This window comes from Altericroceibacterium endophyticum, assembly GCF_009827595.1.
GTDB classification, from domain to species: Bacteria; Pseudomonadota; Alphaproteobacteria; order Sphingomonadales; family Sphingomonadaceae; genus Altericroceibacterium; species Altericroceibacterium endophyticum.
Map to the genome: position 1 here is coordinate 309,232 of NZ_WTYT01000002.1, position 20,555 is coordinate 329,786.

Here is a 20,555-nt window from a genome sequence, read left to right on the forward strand (position 1 = left end):
CCAGCCGGGTTGAAGCCTTCAGGCGTTGAGCGCGTTGATGGCCGTCAGGACACGGCTTTCAATTTCTGCACGTGGCAGATCGGCAGGAATAACGTCTCCGAAATGCAGCGTGATCGTACCCTTGCGCTTCCAGAAACGGTGATAAAGCGGGCCGCTATCGACCGCCACCGGCACCACGGGAATGCGCATCATCTTGTAAATGCCTGCAAAGCCGGAACGTAACGGTGCCACTTCACCATGGGGCACGCGGGTTCCTTCGGGGAAAATAGCCAGCGGGCGCCCCTGGCCAACAAATTCGCGGGCACTGCGGATCATCTTCCGCAGCGTTTTCGCCCCGCCATCGCGCGCCACCGGCACCACACCATAGGCAAGAGCGGCTGCGCCCCAGCCGGGGATGCGAAACAGCTCTTCTTTCGCGAAGATCACCGGGCAGTTGAGCGCAACAGGCAAATCGATCGCCTCAAAAAAGCTCTCATGCTTGAAGGCATAGAGCACCGGATAATCCGGCTCCGTTCCCTCTTTCCGAACAGTGATTGCCAGGAATTTCGTGACGCAGAAGCGGTGATACCGCGCCCAGCCATCAGCTACGCCGCGAATGCGGGATGGTGCCACGGCCACAACCAGCAAAGCGAACAGCAGCAGGCAAACCGTTCCGCCATAAAAGAGAGAATAGAAAAGAAGACTGCGCAGAATGTTCATGGGCTTCAACCAGGCCAGGCCTGTATCAGCAATACGGCCAGCAATTTGTGATATTCAAGAAACAGAGTGGATAAGGAGGGTTCGGTAGGCACCGCATCTTCTATCAGCGAAATATTATCCGGCAACCGGTTGACCAATTCCTGGTGGACCCGGCGCATATGCCAATCACTGGTGACGAGCCGTATGCTCTGGGCATCACTTTCCTCAAGCCAGCGAACCGTCTCGCGCGCATTACCCCGCGTATCAAGTGCATCGAATCCCAGAGTGATGCAGCATTCCATCAGCCTGTCAGGCACGTCATACTGAACCTGGAATTCGCGCGGACGAACCGCCGCATCAACGCCTGTGACCAGCATTTCCTTCGCGCTTCCCCGCTCCAGCAATTGCAGTCCGCGCTCGATCCTGCCGCCGCCGCCAGTGGGGACGACAACGGCATCGGTTTTCACATCATCGGCCAAGGGCTGGGGCAAGGCGGCGGCGAACCACACAAAGCCCAGAAACCACACAATCAGCGCTGCCGCGGCGAGCCGGCCTATCATCGTATCCCCCTCAGCACCGACATCACACTGATGCGGGCGGTTAGTGCTGCCAAGGCGACAGCAGCCAGCGGTATGGAGGCGATAACGGCCCAATCCGCAACCCCCAAACGCCCCGATGCGACCAGTCCCGAATCCAGTGCGGCGAATTGACGCGCCATCAGCAGGGTCAGCCCGCCCCCCAGAATGAAGCCCACAGCCCCGCCCAGCGCCGCGTCACGAACAACCGGTTTCTGAAATAATCGCACCACCTGATCATCCGTCCCGCCCAGCAGATGCACGACTTCAATCGTGTCGCGATTGGCTGCCATTGCACTGCGCGCGGCAAGCCATACTGCCGCCGCCGTCGTCACGCCCAGCAAGGCGACCAGACCCAGTGCATAATATTGCAGCGCAGAAACCGCCCGCAATACCGGCGCCAGCCAGGTGGATTGCGCCTCCACCCTTGCAGAAGGCGCAGCCTCGATGACACTCTGGCGGATCTGCGCCAGCCGCGCTTCGCTGAGCGGAACGGCCAGACGGGCATCGATCAGTGCCGGAATAGGCACATTGGCGCCGCCCTCCCCCAGATCGCCCAGCCACGGCTCCAGCATGTCACGCAATTCACGGTCAGAAACCCGGCGCAGCTGCGCAATATCATCGCGCTCTTCCAAAACCGACATGGCCGCGGCGGCCTCCCGGTCGCGCAGATATTCGGCCGCTTCCATGATTTGCACAGTCAGGCTGCCCGACAGATCCGCTTCCGAGGTGCGCGCCAGATTGCTCAGCGCCATGCCCGCGCTCGCAATCATCACCATCAGCGCAACCATGATCGCCACGACCCACGGCATCGGGCCGCCCAGTCGTTTGTTGGAGGCCCGCCGGATGCGCAGTTTCAACCGGCCATTCATGCCGCCGGCTCCGCGATGGTCAAACGCCCGCGATCCAGCTTCATCATATGCGCGACCGACACTTCTTTTTGCAATGTGCGGTCATGTGTAGCGACAACCACCGTCGTCCCCAGCCGGTTCAGCGCTTCGAACAGGCGGATCAGCTTCCTGCCCATCGCGGGGTCAACATTCCCCGTCGGCTCGTCAGCGACCAGAACTTCTGGCCGGGCAATCACCGCCCGGGCAATAGCAACGCGTTGCTGCTCCCCACCGGACAGAACCGCCGGATGGGCCTCTGCGCGATGCCCCAGACCAACCCAGTCGAGCATATCGCTGACCGATTCCCTAAGCTCCTCCTCCGCTATCCGTCCAATGCGGAGCGGCAAAGCGACATTGTCGAACACCGAGAGATGATCAATAAGGCGGAAATCCTGAAAAACCACGCCGATCCGGCGGCGCAAGGGCGGCAGCGCCTTGCGTGGTAACAAGCCGGCATTCTCGCCAAACATGCTGATAATGCCGCGCGATGGTTTCTGCGCGAGATAGAGCAACCGCAAGAGCGAGGTCTTGCCCGCACCGCTTGGCCCGGTGAGGAAATAGAAACTGTCGGGAAGCAGCGCAAAGTTGAGATCGCTCAACACTTCGCGATCGGTTCCGTAACGCAGCCCCACATTGTCGAACCGCACAATGGGGTCACGGCCCGCATTCATCGGCGGGGGGCGGCCTTGTAAAGCGGCCGAAAGGAAACGCGTATCAGCATGATAGTGCCCCTATAGACGTTGTTCCATGTGGAAAAAAGCCAGGGAAAGGTGCATGGCCTTGTCATCGCGTCTTGTTGCCGCATTCCAGTCATGCTTAGGATTCGCGGAATGATTATTGCCTGCCCAGCCTGCCACACGCGTTACGCTGTGCCCGATAATGCGATCAGCCCGGAGGGTCGCATGGTGCGGTGTGCCAAATGCCGCAATAGCTGGTTTCAGGATGGCCCTGAAACGGCGGACAACATGCCCGCCGGAACCAGCGGGGACGCGGCGCAGACAGAGCAGGCAAGCGCGCAGACTGCAGCCCAAGAGCCAATACCGGCGCGCGGAGATCCAACAGCATCCGAGCGGCCTGCACCTGCACCTGAAGCCTCCACAGAGGCGCCCACCGCCCCGGCAGCACTGACACCGCCCCCGCCCATCAGCCACGCCACTGCAGAGAGCGGCAAGCGACGCAAAAGAGCGCGCCGCAATCCGCTGAAACTATGGAGCTTTGCGGCGGCATTGTTCGCTATCCTCGCCCTGGCAACCATAGTAGCGGTAAATTTCTGGGGCCTGCCAGAATGGGTGCCGGTCAGTCGCCCCACTTTCGCGCAGGGCCATTCCGATCTGAAGCTGGAATTTCCGGCAGATAAACAGGATCGCCGTCAATTGCCCAACGGCACCGAATTTTTCGGTGCCAGCGGTACGATCACCAATACTGGCAGCGAAAGTCAGCGCGTGCCGCCCATTCTCATCATTCTGCGCGATGAGCGTGACCGAATCGTCTATAGCTGGGAAGTTCTGGCCCCGAAGCGGACACTAGCGCCCGGTGAAAGTGTGGCCATAAATGAAGCCGTCACCGATGTTCCGCGCTCTGCCAGAGTCGCAGAAATCGGCTGGAATCCGGAATAAATCTCTCGCAGACCGAATTTACTGCAAAATTTGTGCGTCCTGCCGCTTGCCGGAGTGGAATCGCTTTGCTAATGGCGCGCTCCTACCGAGGGGACCTTCGCGGTTCCTTGTTCATGATGCGGTCGTGGCGGAACTGGTAGACGCGCAACGTTGAGGTCGTTGTGGACGAAAGTCCGTGGAAGTTCGAGTCTTCTCGACCGCACCATTTTATCCTGTTTCAGAGCACTATGGGTTCTCCTCCCCTCCGGGGGCAGCCGAGAACAATGGCTGCGTCAGCGATAACTGCGCTGGGTCCCGAGCCCATGCTCCTTTGCCTCCCCACCCGTAATCATGACCTGTGATGGTGTGCAAGACGCTCCCTATGCGGCCACCTAGCGGAAGCATAATCGCAGAATTTCGTCCTCGTATATTCCGATATGACCGGATATATGACAGTCTATGGCTTCCAATATTCCTGACGAAAGAACCCATCAGCTGGATGCTCCGGCGGCGAATATGCGGCTGATTGAGGGCGGTGTATTCTCCATGGGGTCGGAAAAATTCTACCCCGAAGAGGCCCCGATCCGCAAAGTGAAGGTCGATTCCTTCTGGATTGATGAGGCCCCGGTAACCAACGCGCAATTTGCCGAATTCGTCGCGGCGACAGGCCATCTGACAACAGCCGAAATCGCGCCTGACCCGGCAGATTATCCCGGTATGCCAGAAGAAATGGCAAAGCCCGGATCGCTATTGTTCCAACGAACAGCAGGGCCCGTCGATTTGAAGAATTTCTCGCTGTGGTGGGAATTCTGCTTTGGGGCAGACTGGCGCCACCCGCTTGGCCCGGACAGTTCGATCGAGGGGACAGAAGACCACCCCGTGGTGCATGTCAGTTTCGACGATGCGAAAGCCTATGCCAAATGGGCAGGCAAGAGCCTGGCCAGTGAGGCAGAATGGGAATATGCCGCCCGGGGCGGCCTGGAGGGGGCAGAATATGCCTGGGGCGACAAGCTTGCACCAGGCGGGCAAATGCTGGCCAATTACTGGCAGGGTGAATTCCCGCATGACAATTCGCTACTTGATGGGTGGGAGCGCACCTCACCCGTCCGCAGCTTCCCGGCCAATGGCTATGGCCTGTTCGATATGATCGGCAATGTCTGGGAATGGACGGCGGATTGGTATGCCATGCCCAAGCAAATCGAAAAGAAGAAGCCCGGCGCCTGCTGCGTGCCGGACAATCCGCGCGGCGCGGCCAAGCGCGAAAGTTTCGATCCCTGCACGCCGGACATCAAGATTGGGCGCCGTGTTCTGAAGGGCGGTTCACACCTTTGTGCGGTCAATCACTGCCGCCGCTATCGCCCGGCGGCGCGTCATCCGCAGCCGGTGGAAAGCTCCACCAGCCATGTCGGTTTCCGCTGCATCATTCGTGAAAAGGACGTGAAGCGCGGCCGAAGGTCCCGGGGTTAGGGCAGGACTTTCCTTATCAATCCCAGGCCAATCTCTCGTAAGTCCGCCGCGCTGGGATGACGCACAAAGTGCAAGGCCAGCGCCCATAAGACCACCCCGCCACAGGACAGGGCAATCAGCGGGATCAGCGTCATATCCGCCGGTGCCATCCAGAAGCGATAGCCAGCGAGCAAGGGGACAACCGCCACCAGCGCGGCCAGCGCCGTCTTCGCATAGACGGTGAGCAGGCTACGCCAGCTGAACCCCACCAGCCGGCGGATGAAGAAAGCATGGAGCATCCACCAGATCACACCATGCAGCATGCGGGACATCGCCGCCCAGACGAGCCCATATCGCGCGAAAATAGCGAGCAACAGCAGAGAAATGATCGTTTCGGCCAGCGTAAGCCAGATGATCTTTTTCCAGCCCCCCATCAGATAGGCGACCTCGATCTGCATCGGAATGGCGATGAAAAAGATCTGCGACAGCGCGATCCAGAACAGGACCGGTGCCGTTTCGCGCCAGATATCACCATAGACGATTAGAATTAACGGCTCGGCCGCGACGGCCAGTCCGGCCATTGCGGCCCAGGTGACAGCACAAAGTGCCGCAGTCAGCGCGATATAGCGGTCCCCCAAATTCTCCCCCCGGTCCCGCGCACGGGCCAGAGAGGGGTAGAAGACGGCGCCGATCGGGCCCCCGACCAACAGCCGGAATTGCAGTGCAAGGCCGGTGGCACGGCCATAAAAACCCAGTGCCGCTTCGCTGATCATTTTGCCGATGATGAGCGAAGGACCGTTGGAACTGGCCGAACCGGTCAGCGAGACGAGGCTGGAGGACAGACCATAGCGGAACATGCTGAACGATCCGCGATAGGTCAGGCGCAGATCACGCCAGATCGGGCGGAAATACTGGGCGAGAATGGCCCGGCTCATCTGATAGGAAAAAACTCCGATTGCCAGCGACAGCGAAGAATAGCCCAGCGCCGCCGAACCGATCAGCACGGTGACGTTCAGGATGTTTGAGCCAATATCAACAAAGGCGCAGCGGCGAAAATCCATGTCCCGCTGAAGCAGCGCGGTGGATGTTACGGAGAAGGGAATGAACAGGAAACTGACGCCAATCACCAGGGTGATAGCCACCAGATCGTCATTCCCGTAAATCAGCGCCAACGGCCAGGCCATGGCCATGATCACAACCGCTATGAAGAGCGCCACCACCACCGATATCGACACCGATTGCCGGATCTGTTTGCGGCCCAGTTGCCGGGCGCCGACAATATGGCGATTAAGGCCGAAATCCTGCAGCCCATGCACCAGTGCTGCGGCGGAAAATGCGACGGAAAAGACCCCGAACTCCTCCGGCCCGAGGAAATAGCGCGCAATGACGACGCTGGAGATAAATTGCAGGATGAAGCCGAAATATTGCGAAGACGCCGCCCATAAGGCCGCCGAACGTACGGACATCAGCGGGCCCTCATTCGGCGTCAGCGCGTATCTGGCCGCGCACCCGCAAACCCAGCGCATATTTCAACCAGCGCGCAATCATCCCGGCATGAGAAAACAGCGATAGTGGCTGTTCACGAGCCGCCTTCCCCAGCAAATACCAGCGCAGCGTCACGGAATCGCGGCAGGCCACGTGGATATAGGCTGAGGCCCGCTGTGGCGCGTGGGGCAGGCTGCGCACTACGGGCAGCAATGCCTGTGTTGCCAACGCCTGGATATGCCGGGCACGCCGATCGGTCAGGCTCTGATCATGGCGGCGGTAGAAATAGAGTTCGCGGTGGATCGGGCGAAAGCGGAAGCCTGCCTGCATCGCCCTAAGCCAGAAATCGTAATCCTCAATCCCGAAGAGCTTTTCATCATAGCCGTGCAGCACCTCGTCCACTTTCCGGCGATAGAGGAAGCATGCCCCCACTGCGTTAACGCGGAGCAGATCCGCCGGCGTTCCGGCCGGAACCAATGCGCGGTGATGGCCATGCTCGTCGATAATTCGGTAATCGGCATGGAAGATATCCTTCTCCGGCTCTTCCTGCGCGATTTTGACCAGCTCGGTCAGCATATCGGGATGCAGAATATTGTCGTCCGACGTCCAGGTGAACAGGCTCCCGCGGGCCTCTGCAAATCCATTGTTGAGGCTGGCAGGCAATTTGCTGTTCACCCGATTGGTCAGGATGCGCATATTGTCATGCCGGTCGGCATAATCCTGCAGGATTTTGGGCGTGTCATCTCTCGAACAATCATCAACGGCGATCAGCTCGAAATCCCTGAAGCTCTGCGCAAAAATGGAATCCAGCGCCTCCACCAGATAGCGCGCACCGTTATAAACCGGCAGCACCATAGAGACGAGCGGCGCATTTGCCGCATTGGCATGGTCGTTCACGCGCACCCTCTCCATCTGATCGGTCTCATGTAATCAGCATTCGCTGGAATATCTGCTTCCAGTGCCACTCGTTGATGAAACAATATAGCATTGATCGAGGGCGGCGATACACAGGCGTTATAGAAATGGCCAATTGTGAAACGCATAATTGTCATTGGACGGACAAGAGCGCTCGCAGCAGGCTCTTCGGATCATTCAGCAAATGCCGCAACAGCCCTCCGGTTCGCTGCGCGTTCTCACTGCTCAGCGCGCGAAAATACGCACGCAGGCCGCCTTTGGAGTGATGGTAGCGCCAGCTTCGGGTCTGGTCGGCGATTGCGCGGTCCAATGTGCGGAGGTGATCGTCGGTGAGCGGCAATGCTACATCGCCATTTCGAAGCTGTAGATAGGTATCCAGCAACGTCCCGGCCCATTGCCGCTCATGCCCCCCACCTGTCAGATTATCGTTCTGACGATGTACCAGCGAAGTCACCGTATATTGGCAATAAAAATGCCCTTGCTGCGTCAATTTCAGCCAGAACAGCCAATCCTCGCCATAGCGGTATTCAGGCATCAATCCCGCGCGTCTGGCGGCATCGCGCCGAAACATGGCCGATGCCGTGGGGATCATGCTCGACAGCAGCAATGTGGAAAGCGGGTCTTTCAGCCGAAAAACCTCCGCACTGCCATCCGTGACCGGCGTTCTGAGGCAGTGATCTCGCGGCAAGGCCCTGCTCATCAGCAGATCGTCGGTTGGCGCTCCATTATTGCATATTCTGGCATCGGCAAAACTGAGTGCGGCGTCGGGTTCCGAGATCAGCGGAGCCAGCAGGGTCGCCACGGCATGCGGCAGATATTCATCATCGGAATCAAGAAAGGCACAATAGGTTTCCTGGGACTGCGCCATGGCCGCATTGCGGGCCGCCCCCGCGCCCCCATTGCGCTCCATCTCTATCAAGCGCAGCGGAATGGGGCTGGAACGCGCCCATTCGCGTATCGTCGGAATACTATCATCGGTCGAACAATCATCCACCACGATAATCTCCGCCGGCGGCATCGACTGGCGCGCCACGCTGTCCAGTGCCCGCCGGATAAGCGCAGCACGGTTGTAATTCGGGATAATTATCGAAACAGGGGCGATGGCACTGTCCATTATCACACCTATAGGCCGAGAAATTATTTTCCCTAAAGCCTTAGGCCGTAAACTCACAAACAGCACCATCGAGGTTTGAGGCAAAATGGCTCAGCGTAAGGAAAGAAGGCGTGGAAATATGTCGATATTTCAAGGCTTCTTGACGCAGCGATGGGCCATTTTGGCCAAATCGCTTTGCGACGCCCAAATGGCTTCCCTCTCGAACCAAATCGCCCTTGGAAAGACAAACAGCCTTGCCGGCGGGCGCTTTGCCCCGATATGTTCGCCATTTGGGCGCCCCGACGGTGCTGTTTGTGAGTTTACGGCCTAACCCTCTCACAGCGCAGCGCAATCGCACATCGGTCATGTCAAAAGCTGGCGCCGGGTTCGCACATGCAACCCCGGGACATGGTGGCCGTCCTGACCGGGCAAAAGAACGCAGGTGGCGCATGAGATCGCCGGTTTTACTCCGGGCTTGCGTGCTGCCGCTGGAAGGTGATGCTGAAATTATCCGGCGATGGACCGCGCAAATACAATTCATCCTCGCTGACAATAGCTGTCGCGCCGGTGAAATCTGCCACACCGAAGTCGTTTGGCGTCAGGATAAAGCTGGCGGCATGGCCGGCTTTTGCGGTCAGCGGCATGGGGCCGGAATGAAGATTATAGCCGTGCAGATCAAACGTGATGCTGCGCGGCAGGCGCTGCTCATCAGCGGGCCAGCTCCATGCGCCGCCATCCGTGTAACTGCATAGCGGCGCGCCCTCGGCAAACATGATGCAGAAATCTATCCCGGCAATATCCCGTCCCTTCGCGTTCACCACCCGCAATGTGAAGGGTTCGCCCGTGCCGGTTTGCACAGGTCCGGCATGGATCTCCGGCGGAACCGGCTTGGGATCACTCGTGAAAAGGATCTCCGCACCATCGCGCCGCCAATAACCAAAGGCCCGCTGATCGAGCGAACCGGCCATCAGATTATAGGCAAAGCGATGATCATCACCGAGCCGGATTCGCGCGATGCTGTCCACAGTGCGCATGACATAGCTGCCAATCGCCGGATCATCCGCAGGTGCCGGCACGGCAGGAGGCGGGGATTCGGCGCGGGATTGCGTTGAAGTATGCGTGCAGCCAGCCATAGCCGCCGCGCCTGTCACGAGGCAGAAAAGCGACTTTGCGGCTAAGCGGTAAGAATTGCGCATAACACTCTGTCCTGCCTCTGACGCGTTGGCTGGCTTTGGGGCCGTTTGACGCCCTGTCTCGAATATTCGTGCCGGGGGCCAGTGATCAATCTGACGCCCCCGGCACGGTAAATGACAAGGTCAGGCAATCCGCCGCTTGTGACGGAAGCTTGCATAGCGATTGAGCAGATCATTGATCAATTGATCATGAGAAAAGCCGGTCACGTCGTGGGGTGTCTCACCCTCTGACGTATGCGCCATCGCCCGGAAGTGCCGCGGCTCCTTCTCCTGCGATTTACGCGATTCCGCCCAGACGAAGCTCGGCAAAAGGAAGGCCCGGCTGCGCACGGTGTATCGGAAATCACCGCGTTCCCCATGCGGTACGGTCAGCTCCATACCGTCTTCCTTCTCGACCAGCTCTGGCGACAGGCCTTGTTCCTTCATCTGCTCAGCCACAGCCTCCAGCGCAGGCCGCGCCGTACCGGTCAGGAATTTGCTGATTTCCGGTTTGCCGAAATGCCCCATGATCGAAGTCAGGCGCTTTTCCCAATTGAAATCACGCGCACCGGGAGGGGGCGCGATGGCGACCATAAGATCGGTCGAGCTACCCTGAGTTTCCATTCTGAGCGCCCTGAACAGGCCATAGGCAATGAAAATCAGGATGACCGTGAAGGGTAAGGCACTGGCGATCGCGGCCGTCTGCAATGCCTGAAGCCCGCCAGCCAGCAGCAGAACCGCGGCCACAGCACCGGCACAGACAGCCCAGAAGATACGCTGCCAAACCGGAGGATTTTCTGCCGCGCCCGACGTGATCATATCGATCACCAGCGCGCCCGAATCCGCCGATGTCACAAAGAAGGTAATGACCAGCAGCGTCGCGATGAAGGATGTGACCGTGCCCCAGGGCAGCGCATAAAGCGTTTCAAACAAGGCAATCGGCAGATTGTCGGCCACAGTTTTCGCGATCGGCGCCACCCCTGCCATATCGAGAGAAATGGCCGTGTTGCCAAAGACTGTCATCCACAGAAAGGTGAACAAGGACGGCACCAGCAACACGCCGCCCACAAATTCGCGGATGGTGCGGCCATGAGAAATGCGCGCAATGAACATGCCCACAAAGGGGGACCAGGCGATCCACCAGCCCCAATAGAACAGCGTCCAGTCCGCCAGCCATGGATTGGGTTCATAGGCATACATGCGGAAGGTCCGGCTGACCACGGAGCCAAGATAGGTGCCAATATTCTGAACGAAGGCCTGCAACAGGAATACGGTTGAACCGGCGATCAACACGAAGAGCAGCAGGCCAATCGCCAGAATGATGTTCAGTTCCGATAGCCGCTTCACGCCTTTATCAAGGCCAAGGAAGACAGATGCGGTCGCCATCAGGGTAATCACCGCAATCAGTATGAGCTGCACTGTCGTGTTCACCGGCGCACCGAAGAGATAGGCGAAGCCTGCATTGACCTGCAGCACGCCCAGCCCCAACGACGTGGCGACGCCAAACATCGTCCCCAGCACTGCAAAAATATCGATCGCATGGCCGATCGGTCCGTCGATACGATGCCCGATCAGGGGATAGAGCGCCGAACGGATGGTCAGCGGCAAACCGCGGCGAAAAGAGAAATATGCCAGCGACAGGCCAACCACGATATAGATGGCCCAGGCATGCAGCCCCCAATGGAAGAAGGTCAGCATCATGGCCTGACGCGCGGCCTCTACCGTTCCGGCCTCTCCGATAGGCGGGTTGGAATAATGCTGAATCGGCTCTGCCACACCAAAGAAGACGAGCCCGATGCCCATGCCAGCACTGAACAGCATCGCGAACCAGGAAATATAGCTATATTCGGGCTCACTCTCATCCGGCCCCAGCTTGATATTGCCATAACGGCTGACCATCAGAAAGATCACGAAGACCAGAAAGCCAGCCACCGCAGTGATATAGAGCCAGCCAAAATCCTGCACGACAAAGGCCTGAACTGCACTGAACACACGCTCCGCCACCTTGGGCATGAGGGCACCGAACAGGGCGAAGGCAATGATCAGTGCGGCGGATATGAAAAAGACCGGTGGATTGACCTTAATCCTCGCGCTGTCTTCGACTGAGGACGCTTCTGTAAGCACCGAATCTGACATATTTTCCCCTGGCTGGTCATGTTTCAAAATACCCGCAGGATGCCGCCTGATCAGGCAGGGCAATGCAGCATCGGTCGGTGGCGGGATATGAGCTCGCCGCGTCCCTAAGCGATTTTGGACTTATTGGCCAATTCTATATCGTCATTTAACCGCGGAACGGGCTGCGAGGGGGCGACTCACACCGCTGATTTTTAATGGAAATCGCGTGACCGGGGAATGATCCGGGCATTGCGCGGATGGCGGGCCCGCGTTTCATCCGCCGCCATGCCCCGCCCCTCACCCATGCGCGCACCATGGCCTCCAACGCTGTGTTTTGGGGTCAACCGCGCCAGATCCGGGCTGCGATCCTCTATGCGCTGCGCCATAACATGCAGCACGCCTTCCGGGCTGCGCTGCAATTCCCCCTCTACCAGCATCAGGCGCGCCGCCATCACTTCGCGGCGAAAATGTTCAAACAACCGCGCCCAGATCACCACATTGGCGATGCCGTCTTCATCTTCCAGCGTCACGAAAATGGCATTGCCTTTGCCCGGTCGCTGCCGCACCAGCACCACCCCGACCACTTTCACCTTCGCCCCATTGGCGCAGTTTTTCAGATCGGCGCAGGCGGTCACTCCTTCTTGCAGGAAAGATTCGCGCAAGAAGGTCAGCGGATGCTCCTTCAGCGACAGGCGGAAGGTCTGGTAATCGGCCACCACTTCCTCTGACAAAGCCATGGCCGGCAAATTCGCCGCCGGCTCTTCACCCAATTCACGTGCCTTGGCAGCGGCGAAAAGCGGCAATTCACCGCCGGGTGTGCGGCGCGCCTCCCACACGGCATCCCGCCGCTTCAGATCGAGCGAACCATAAGCATCCGCATCCGCCAGCAAGCGCAGAGCGCGCGGTGGCAGGTCAGCCGCACGGGCCATCTGCTCCATGTTGGTAAAGGGGCGCGACTGCGTCATCCGTTCGGCCCATTCCTTGCGAAAACCGCCGATCTGCCGCAGCCCCAGCCGCAGCGTCAGAATGCCATCGGGCCGGGCTTCCAGAGAATTGTCCCACTCGCTGTGCTGAATATCTATGCAGCGCACCTCCACGCCATGGTCCCGCGCATCACGGATGATCTGTGCCGGCGCATAAAAACCCATGGGCTGGGAATTGAGCAAAGCGGCCGCGAACACGGCCGGATAACGGCACTTGAGATAGGATGAGACCCAGACCAGCCGGGCAAAGGCCAGTGCATGGCTTTCAGGAAAACCATAACTGCCGAAGCCTTCGATCTGTTTGAAGCAGCGTTCGGCAAAGGCCCGGTCATAACCGCGCGCGGCCATGCCTTCGACCATCTTGCCCTTGAAATCCTCCATATGGCCAAGATTGCGGAAGGTCGCCATGGCCCGGCGCAGGCGGTTGGCCTCTGCCGGTGAGAAATCAGCCGCAGTGATCGCCAGCCGCATGGCCTGTTCCTGAAACAGGGGCACGCCCAGCGTCTTGCCCAGTACATTCTTCAGTTCATCCGGGTCATGCGGCGGTGCCGGGGACGGGAAATCAACCGCTTCCACACCCTGGCGGCGGCGCAGATAGGGGTGCACCATATCCCCCTGAATCGGGCCGGGCCGGACAATCGCCACCTGAATGGCAAGGTCATAGAAATTTGCCGGTCGCAGGCGCGGCAACATGTTCATCTGCGCCCGGCTTTCCACCTGAAACACGCCGACGCTTTCGCCCCGGTGCAGCATGGCAAAGACATCCGGCGCATCATCAGGCACGGAATCGAGCCGATATTGCCGCCCGATATGGGTTTCAATCAGGGTGAAGGCCTTCTGAATGCAGGTCAGCATGCCCAGTGCCAGCACATCCACCTTCATCAGGCGCAATTCGTCAATATCGTCCTTGTCCCATTCGATGAAAGTGCGGTCCTGCATCACCGCATTGTGGATCGGCACGGTTTCATCGAGCCGGTCCTGCGTCAGCACAAAACCGCCGACATGCTGCGAAAGATGGCGCGGAAACTGCAAAATTTGCGCGACATAATGGTTGAGCCGCAGGATTTCCGGATTGTCCGGGTCCAGTCCCGTCTCCTCACTGCGCCGGTCATTATAGCTGGAGGAGCGGCTGCCCCAGACCGTGCTGGCCAGTCTGGCGGTGACATCTTCGCTCAGCCCCAACACCTTGCCCACTTCGCGCACTGCACTGCGCGGACGGTAATGAATGACGGTGGACACGATCCCGGCACGGTGGCGGCCGAACCTTTTGTAAATATACTGCATCACCTCTTCGCGCCGCTCATGCTCGAAATCGACATCGATATCGGGCGGTTCCTTACGCTCGGGAGAGATGAAGCGGGCAAAGAGCAGCTTATGCTCGGCCGGATCAACCGCCGTGATGCCCAGCACATAACAGATTGCCGAATTGGCCGCCGATCCGCGCCCCTGACACAAAATGCCCCGGCTTTGAGCAAAGCGCACAATGTCATGCACGGTCAGGAAATAAGGCGCATATTCCGCCTGTCCGACAATCACCAGTTCCTCATGCAGCAGGTCCTGCAATTTTTGTGGCACGCCATCTGGCCAGCGGTCCTGCGCGGTGGTCCAGACAAGCTCGGTCAGCCAGCCTTGCGGCGTATAGCCAGGTGGCACTGGCTCATGCGGATATTCGTAATGCAATTGGTCGAGCGTGAAGTGAATGCCGGCGCAGAAATGGCGGATCGCGGCAATGGCCTCCGGCGCATGAGCGAACAGCCGCGCCATTTCCGCAGGTGGTTTGAGATGGTTTTCGGCATTGGCATCCAGCCTGCGTCCGGCCGCAGACACGGTCGTCTTTTCACGAATGGCGGTGAGAATATCATGCAGGGGCCGCGCCTCTGGCCCGTCATAATAGGCTTCATTCAGCGCGATCAGCGGCAGATCCGCAAATTGCGCCTGATCCTGCAAGGCCGCCAGCTGGCGTGCATCGCGCCCGCGCCGCAACATGGTGGCGCCCAGCCAGATGCGCCCCACAAATTTGCGGGCCAGACGGATGAGCAATTCCGGCGACACAGGCGGGAGCACGATCAGCTGCAGATCCTCGTGAAAATGCAGCAGATCCCCGAGACGGAGAATGCAGTCCCCTTTTTCCGCGCGCAGATTGCCCGTGGTGAGCAAGCGGGTCAGCCGCCCCCAGCCATATCGCGTCGTCGGATAGGCCAGAATATCGGGCGTGCCATCGGCAAAGACCAGCCGCGCGCCCACCATCAGGCGGAAATCAAGCGGCTTGCCCCCCTCCGCCGACTTCTCCTTAATTTCACGCACGGCACGATGCGCGCGCACCACGCCGGCCACGCTGTTGCGGTCCACAATACCGATACCGGCATGACCCAGTTGCAGTGCGCGCAGCACCATATCCTGCGGCGAACTGGCCCCGCGCAGGAAGGAAAAATGGGTTGCCGCACCCAATTCAGCGTAGAAGCAATCTATATCGCTCATGCGAATTGCCCGTGAATATACCAGTGCGGATGATCGCTTTCCCGCTCATACAAACCGTGACGGAACAGCCAGAAACGGTGGCCCTGCTCATCCTCCACCCGGTAATAGTCGCGGGTCGGCCCTGAACCTTCGGGGTGTTTCCACCAGGGATAGGCAATCCGCTCCGGCCCTTCATAAAAGCTGATGCGATAGCTTTTGCCCCGCCATTGGAAACGCCGCGGCGGACCGTCGGGCACCTGCGCCATCACCTGTACGCGCTGAGGCGGATCGAACAGGAAGAGCGGGCGCAAGGGTGGCTCGCCGCATTCCGGCTCTGGCCATGTGTCCATCGCCGCCTCTGCTCGCCCACTCGCTGCCGTTCCCGGCACTGGCCCTGATCCCGGCGCACCCACCGGCATAAAAGACGCCGCATATTCGGGCAGATGGGCATTGCGCGGATGGAACAGGCGGATGCTGTCGGCACCGAAACGCACCGCCAGCCGGTTCAGCAGCGGCAGCGTGTCCTTGACCCGCTTATCCTCTGTAAAACCTGATTGTTCCTGTTCCAGCGCTTCACAATGGCTGACGGCAAGGCGGATCACATCATAGCCAAAACCCGGATCAAGCGGATCGGCCAGCGAGGCGATCCGTTCCCCAAACAGATCGGCAATGGCCGCCGGATCGCGCAAGGGCAGCGCGCTATCCACCGCCAACTGTGCCACATGGCCATCGGTTCGGAACAGCAGCACTTCAAAGCGCCGTCCGCCCTCCCCGCGCTCGGCCAGCAGGGCTTCGGCCTCTCCGGCGAGATCAGCGATAACTTTCAGCAACGTATCGACCAGCGCCAGCGGTTCGGGAAAGCGCCGCTCCACCCGAACTGGCGGCACGCTGCGCAAGGGGGTGAGACGGCGATCCTGCTCCTCCAGCAAAGCGGCCAGCCGCATCGGCAGCGCAGTCCCGAAACGCGCCGCCAGCGGGGCGCTCGGCCGGCAGGCAAGATCACCCAGCACCATCAAACCGGACCGGCGCAGCGCCTGATGCACCTCCGCCCCCAGCTCCAATGCCTCAACCGGCAGATCATGCGGATTATCCTGGCCGTAAACCGCGCAGGCCAGCGCAGCATCCGGCGTTGCGGCCCATGCGGTACGCGCCTGAAATCCGTGCCTGACAAGGCGGCGGGTCAGATCTTCGCCCAGCTGCGCCTCATCCATTCCCACGGCATCGAAACAGCCCGTGCAATCAAGCAGCAGCGCATATGGCTGCGCCGCGGCGACCAGTGGCGTGTATATTTCGCAAGCCAGTGCCAGCCGGGTCAGCACAGCCCTATCCGCCTCCTCCTCATGCGGGAAGCCGAGCAACTCGGGCACTTGCGCCCGTGCATCGGCCAGCATCATGCCCGGCGCCAGGCCCAGCCTGCACGCTGCGGGAGAAAGCGCCATGATACGCAGGGCGCCGCGCTGTTTTTCAATCAGGGCGAAAGATGTGTCAGGCGGCGCGAGACCTGCGCTGATCCTGCGCTCCGCCGGGAAGAAGGGCAGCATGGCCGCCAGATAGCGGCGCCTGGAAAGCAGCTTTTTCACGGTCCCATTCCAATTGCAGATGAAGCCCCTCACGCCCGCCTTTCTGTCGCAGCAGGGTCAGGTCAAACACAGGCCCGCCCGGCGCCTGCGCCGGCAAAGGTGACGATGGAGCGCTGGCCATTTGCCAGCGGGTTTCGGCACTGCTGGGCATCAAGGGAGCCTGACTTCGCGCCAGCAAAACCATGGTGCCGCTGCGTTCCGCCGCGAGCGTCAGCCGGCGTGACGCCGTCAGGTTGAACAAGGGCGCTCGCCCAGGCATTTCCAGAATAATCGCCGATGCCCCGCCATGCCGGACACTATCGGCCGCAGCCCGCAGCTGCCCTTGCAAATCAGGCAATTGCAACAGGATCACCCTGTCAGGGGATAATCCCAGCTCCCGCAATCCCGGCCCGTAAGGGAGCCGCTTCTGCCGCCGTCCGGCCCGCAGCCACAGCACTGGCCGCTCGCGGTCCGCTTGCGTCCCCAGCAGCAATGCGAAGGCCATGACGGTCGCTTCATCCCCCGTATCGCCCGCATGAAATTCGTGCAGGGCATTGCGGCGCAGCCCGCCTTTCAGCCATTCGTCAGCATCAGCCACCCCCAGAGGCAGACGATGCGCTGCCGCTGCTTTGTCCGGCGCAGCGGAAATCCGGGTGAGAGAATCAGGCGAATCGAACATAATGTTCTTATTATGTTCTCATCCTCTCTCCATGCAAGCTTCTCTTATGCTTTAATTTTCCGTGATCAGGTTTCCACGATCAGGCTGGGCGGAACCACCTTGCGGTAGAGCGCGCCAAGCCGCTCACGGAACACAGAATTGTGCAAGCAAGCAGCCCCGCCAAAGCCGATAACGGCCCCCAGCACGGTGTCGAACAGGCGCGCAGTGATCAGCGGCCCCGGATTGCCGGAACCAAGCGTAGCCGCCTCCGCCAGCAGGATCGTCAGCGGGGTGATGAAAATAACCGCAAAGCCGTAATTGCGCACCACGAACAGCTCAATCGCGAAGGTCAGCATGATAATGGCGCAGGCCACCACCCAGCCATCGCGGATAAAAAACAGCAGGACACCAGCCAGCACCAGTCCGATAATCGTGCCGGTGATACGGTGGATCTGCCGCGTCCACGCGGCCCGGAGCGATGTCCCCTGAATGATGGCGAGGCAGCTGACCGGCACCCAATAAGGCTTATCAAGCTGCAACAGCTCTGCCACGGCCAAGGACAATCCCACGAACAGGCCAATGATCATGGAATCCAGCCAGACGAAATCGAATGACGCCACCGGTCGCGGCGGAACCGGAAGGGCTGCGCGCTTGCGCAGGATATAGACGCTGTAGATAAAGGCCACGATACAGGCATGAATGCAGCCCAGAGCCATCATCCCCACATAGGCGGGGAAATTTTCGAAATCGAAAGGGGCGTACATGCCAATCGCCGCCGGCATAACAAAGAATATGCTTCCGGGCGGGCCAATACGGTAATACCGGACACCCATAGTAACCAAAATGGCTATAACTGTCAGCACCGGCACTTTACCGAAGGGTATCAACTGGCTGGCGAGCCCAAAGGCAAAACAGGCGATCATGCCGAAACTGCACGCCATCATCATGCTCATCCGGTGATGCAAGGGCGTGCGCGGCAAATAGAGAAATGCCATCCCGGCAAGGGAGGCGATGATGCCAAGCGCCAGCTGGTCATAGGCCGCCGCAATCACCATAGGCAGGCCGCTGGACAAGCCCGCTGCCAGCGGGAGCTGCCACGGACGGTCGCTGGGCTTGAATGTCGTAAGCTCGCGCCATTCCTCGCGCGCGAATCTGGAAATAGTGCGTTTTTCAGGGAGTGGCAGAACGATTATCCTTGGCTCACAGCAAAAAGGGGCGCCCGCAGCTGCCCCTTTCCGCTATCACACTCGCCAACTGGCGACCAGATGTAAGGCCCTGGTAAGGCCCACAAACTCAGCCCGCCTTCAGACCTGTTCCAGCACATGTTCCCCGCGCCGCACCCGCATGGTGGTGCTTTGCGCTACAGTGGGATCGCGCTGCAGAACGGTTTTCATGAAATGCCAGCTACCCGTTACGGCTTCGGGCCGTATATCCAGCGAGACATATCCCCTGCGGCTGGTATCGTTGAACACCAGACCGGGGTTGGTTTCCTGCAAGGCACGGGCGACATCGGTCGGTTTCTGGTTCGCGAAATATTTCTCGAACCCCGGGGATGTGACACTGTGGCCGGCGAATTCGACACCCACCGGCTGTGTGCCATAGGTCAGATTGTTGCCCCAGGCGTTGTGACTGTCACCCGACAGCACGACCAGATCAGCATTCGCATTCAGCGATGCCTCGTAAAGCCGGCGGCGTGCCGCAGGATATCCATCCCACGCATCGAGGTTGAAGGGCAGCCCGGCCTGTGATGCGGTGACAGCTGCCCATGCAGCCTGCTGTACCATTTCCGGTGCGCCCTGCGGCACCCAGTCGACAATCTGGGAAGGCGAGCGCAGATTGCCCATCACGATCTGCTGTGCCAGCACTTGCCAGCCGGTCCCGGAATTGGTCGAGGCGGAAATGCCGTCATAGAGCCATTTTTCCTGCTTCATCCCCATCACGGTCCGGTCCGCTGCGCTCCACGCACCATCCCGGAAGTCGGCCAGCGCGCGCTGAATGTCCTGACGGCCTGCAAGCGCATCCTTCAGTTCCAGCTGCTTCACCCGACCTATCAGCCGTGTCTCCGGGCGGAAAATGGTCGCCAGCGTGCCGATCTGGTAAGCGGAATAATCCTCATCGGAGACCGGCATCCATTCGCGATAGACCCGCTCGGCAATACGTTTGCGTGTGGCCCAGTCACCTTCACTTTCGGGCTGATGATTTTCCGCGCCGTCCTTATAGCTGTCATTCGCGGTTTCATGATCGTCCCACTGGGCAATCATGGGATAGGCCGCATGCAGCTGCTGCAAATCCGGGTCCAGACGATAGGCCGCATAGCGCATCCGGTAATCGGCCAACGTCAGGATTTCATGATCCGGCTGCACCAGGCGGCCCGCCACGACATCCTTGATTTCGGGATAATGACCATTGCCATATTCGTATAAATAATCCCCGCAATGGATCAGCACATCCAGATCATCGCGGCGGGCCGCATGGCCATAGGCATTGAACCAGCCAAACGGCATGTTCGAACAGGAAAACAGCCCGATGCCGAAACGCGATACATCGCCCACCGGCAAGGTGCGGGTCCGTCCAAAGGGGCTGATCGTGCCATCGGGAGCGATGAAACGATAATAGAGCCAGCTTCCCGTCGGCAAATCGCCAATCGTTATCTTGGCCGTAAAGTCGGCCTCCCCGCGCGCGGTGACATCACCGCCCCCGACGACTTGCGTAAACTGCGCATCCCGCGCGATTTCAGCGCGCAAAACCGTGTCGCCAGATGCGACGTAGCGCGTCCAGAGCAAAACGGAATTGGCAGAAGGCTCCCCACTGGCGATGCCGTGGGTAAAGCCGCGTGCACTGAGGATGGTCGCCGCACCGGGGACGGACATTGCGCCCAGCCCCAATGCGCCGATTTTCATCAGGTTACGCCGGTTGATAGAATAGGTCATGGTC

16 protein-coding genes and 1 tRNA gene are annotated in these 20,555 nt (G+C 59.8%); 3 read left to right on the forward strand and 14 right to left on the reverse strand.

Features of this window, described 5'->3' with window-relative positions; translation table 11 throughout:
• Positions 1 to 18: 18 nt before the first annotated feature.
• The 4 genes from GRI91_RS05480 to ftsE are packed head-to-tail and all read right to left on the reverse strand — an operon-like array spanning position 19 to position 2,814.
• Entirely contained in the window at positions 19 to 699 is a 681-nt protein-coding gene (locus GRI91_RS05480; protein ID WP_160735624.1) for a lysophospholipid acyltransferase family protein, read from the reverse strand.
• Positions 700 to 704: 5 nt separating this feature from the next.
• Positions 705 to 1,238 (reverse strand): YdcF family protein, encoded by a 534-nt coding sequence (locus tag GRI91_RS05485; RefSeq protein ID WP_160735625.1) that lies wholly within the window; start codon positions 1,236 to 1,238, stop codon positions 705 to 707.
• Complete coding sequence (locus GRI91_RS05490; RefSeq protein WP_160735626.1) at positions 1,235 to 2,125, reverse strand: cell division protein FtsX; 891 nt, start codon at positions 2,123 to 2,125, stop codon at positions 1,235 to 1,237. Before GRI91_RS05490 ends, GRI91_RS05485 begins: the two co-directional genes overlap by 4 nt.
• Positions 2,122 to 2,814 carry a cell division ATP-binding protein FtsE gene (gene ftsE / locus GRI91_RS05495; RefSeq protein WP_160735627.1) on the reverse strand — a complete coding sequence of 231 codons (693 nt, stop codon included), beginning with the start codon at positions 2,812 to 2,814 and terminating at the stop codon, positions 2,122 to 2,124. Before ftsE ends, GRI91_RS05490 begins: the two co-directional genes overlap by 4 nt.
• Positions 2,815 to 2,973: 159 nt before the next feature.
• Between ftsE and GRI91_RS05500 the strand changes: the two genes are divergently transcribed.
• The 3 genes from GRI91_RS05500 (at position 2,974) to GRI91_RS05510 (ending at position 5,205) form a co-directional block, all read left to right on the forward strand.
• On the forward strand, positions 2,974 to 3,759 hold the full coding sequence (locus GRI91_RS05500) for a zinc-ribbon domain-containing protein (protein ID WP_160735628.1): 786 nt from the start codon (positions 2,974 to 2,976) through the stop codon (positions 3,757 to 3,759).
• Between the two features lie 118 nt (positions 3,760 to 3,877).
• Positions 3,878 to 3,964: transfer RNA gene (locus tag GRI91_RS05505), tRNA-Leu, on the forward strand.
• Positions 3,965 to 4,254: 290 nt separating this feature from the next.
• Positions 4,255 to 5,205, forward strand: coding sequence for a formylglycine-generating enzyme family protein (locus GRI91_RS05510; protein WP_160735939.1), 951 nt, complete (start codon positions 4,255 to 4,257; stop codon positions 5,203 to 5,205).
• Here GRI91_RS05510 and GRI91_RS05515 read toward each other — a convergent pair.
• The 10 genes from GRI91_RS05515 to GRI91_RS05560 form a co-directional block, all read right to left on the reverse strand.
• The gene (locus GRI91_RS05515) at positions 5,202 to 6,650 is read right to left on the reverse strand and encodes an oligosaccharide flippase family protein (RefSeq protein WP_160735629.1); all 1,449 of its coding nucleotides are present in this window, start codon (positions 6,648 to 6,650) and stop codon (positions 5,202 to 5,204) included. The two genes, GRI91_RS05510 and GRI91_RS05515, sit on opposite strands and share 4 nt — an antisense overlap.
• 10 nt (positions 6,651 to 6,660) lie before the next feature.
• Positions 6,661 to 7,566: a glycosyltransferase gene (locus GRI91_RS05520; RefSeq protein ID WP_160735630.1), complete on the reverse strand. Its 906-nt coding sequence runs from the start codon at positions 7,564 to 7,566 to the stop codon at positions 6,661 to 6,663.
• Positions 7,567 to 7,717: 151 nt separating this feature from the next.
• Positions 7,718 to 8,698: a glycosyltransferase family 2 protein gene (locus GRI91_RS05525; protein WP_160735631.1), complete on the reverse strand. Its 981-nt coding sequence runs from the start codon at positions 8,696 to 8,698 to the stop codon at positions 7,718 to 7,720.
• Between the two features lie 443 nt (positions 8,699 to 9,141).
• Positions 9,142 to 9,810: a hypothetical protein gene (locus GRI91_RS05530; protein ID WP_160735632.1), complete on the reverse strand. Its 669-nt coding sequence runs from the start codon at positions 9,808 to 9,810 to the stop codon at positions 9,142 to 9,144.
• 183 nt (positions 9,811 to 9,993) lie between these two features.
• Positions 9,994 to 11,985, reverse strand: coding sequence for a BCCT family transporter (locus tag GRI91_RS05535; protein WP_160735633.1), 1,992 nt, complete (start codon positions 11,983 to 11,985; stop codon positions 9,994 to 9,996).
• A gap of 191 nt (positions 11,986 to 12,176) precedes the next feature.
• Positions 12,177 to 15,425 carry an error-prone DNA polymerase gene (locus tag GRI91_RS05540; RefSeq protein ID WP_160735634.1) on the reverse strand — a complete coding sequence of 1,083 codons (3,249 nt, stop codon included), beginning with the start codon at positions 15,423 to 15,425 and terminating at the stop codon, positions 12,177 to 12,179.
• On the reverse strand, positions 15,422 to 16,984 hold the full coding sequence (locus GRI91_RS05545) for a Y-family DNA polymerase (protein WP_337190323.1): 1,563 nt from the start codon (positions 16,982 to 16,984) through the stop codon (positions 15,422 to 15,424). Before GRI91_RS05545 ends, GRI91_RS05540 begins: the two co-directional genes overlap by 4 nt.
• Positions 16,890 to 17,642 carry an ImuA family protein gene (locus GRI91_RS05550; RefSeq protein WP_160735635.1) on the reverse strand — a complete coding sequence of 251 codons (753 nt, stop codon included), beginning with the start codon at positions 17,640 to 17,642 and terminating at the stop codon, positions 16,890 to 16,892. The genes GRI91_RS05545 and GRI91_RS05550 overlap by 95 nt, the downstream gene beginning before the upstream one ends.
• A gap of 65 nt (positions 17,643 to 17,707) precedes the next feature.
• Positions 17,708 to 18,676 (reverse strand): FUSC family protein, encoded by a 969-nt coding sequence (locus GRI91_RS05555; protein ID WP_202385469.1) that lies wholly within the window; start codon positions 18,674 to 18,676, stop codon positions 17,708 to 17,710.
• Between the two features lie 249 nt (positions 18,677 to 18,925).
• Entirely contained in the window at positions 18,926 to 20,551 is a 1,626-nt protein-coding gene (locus tag GRI91_RS05560) for an alkaline phosphatase D family protein (protein ID WP_160735636.1), read from the reverse strand.
• Between the last annotated feature and the right edge of the window lie 4 nt (positions 20,552 to 20,555).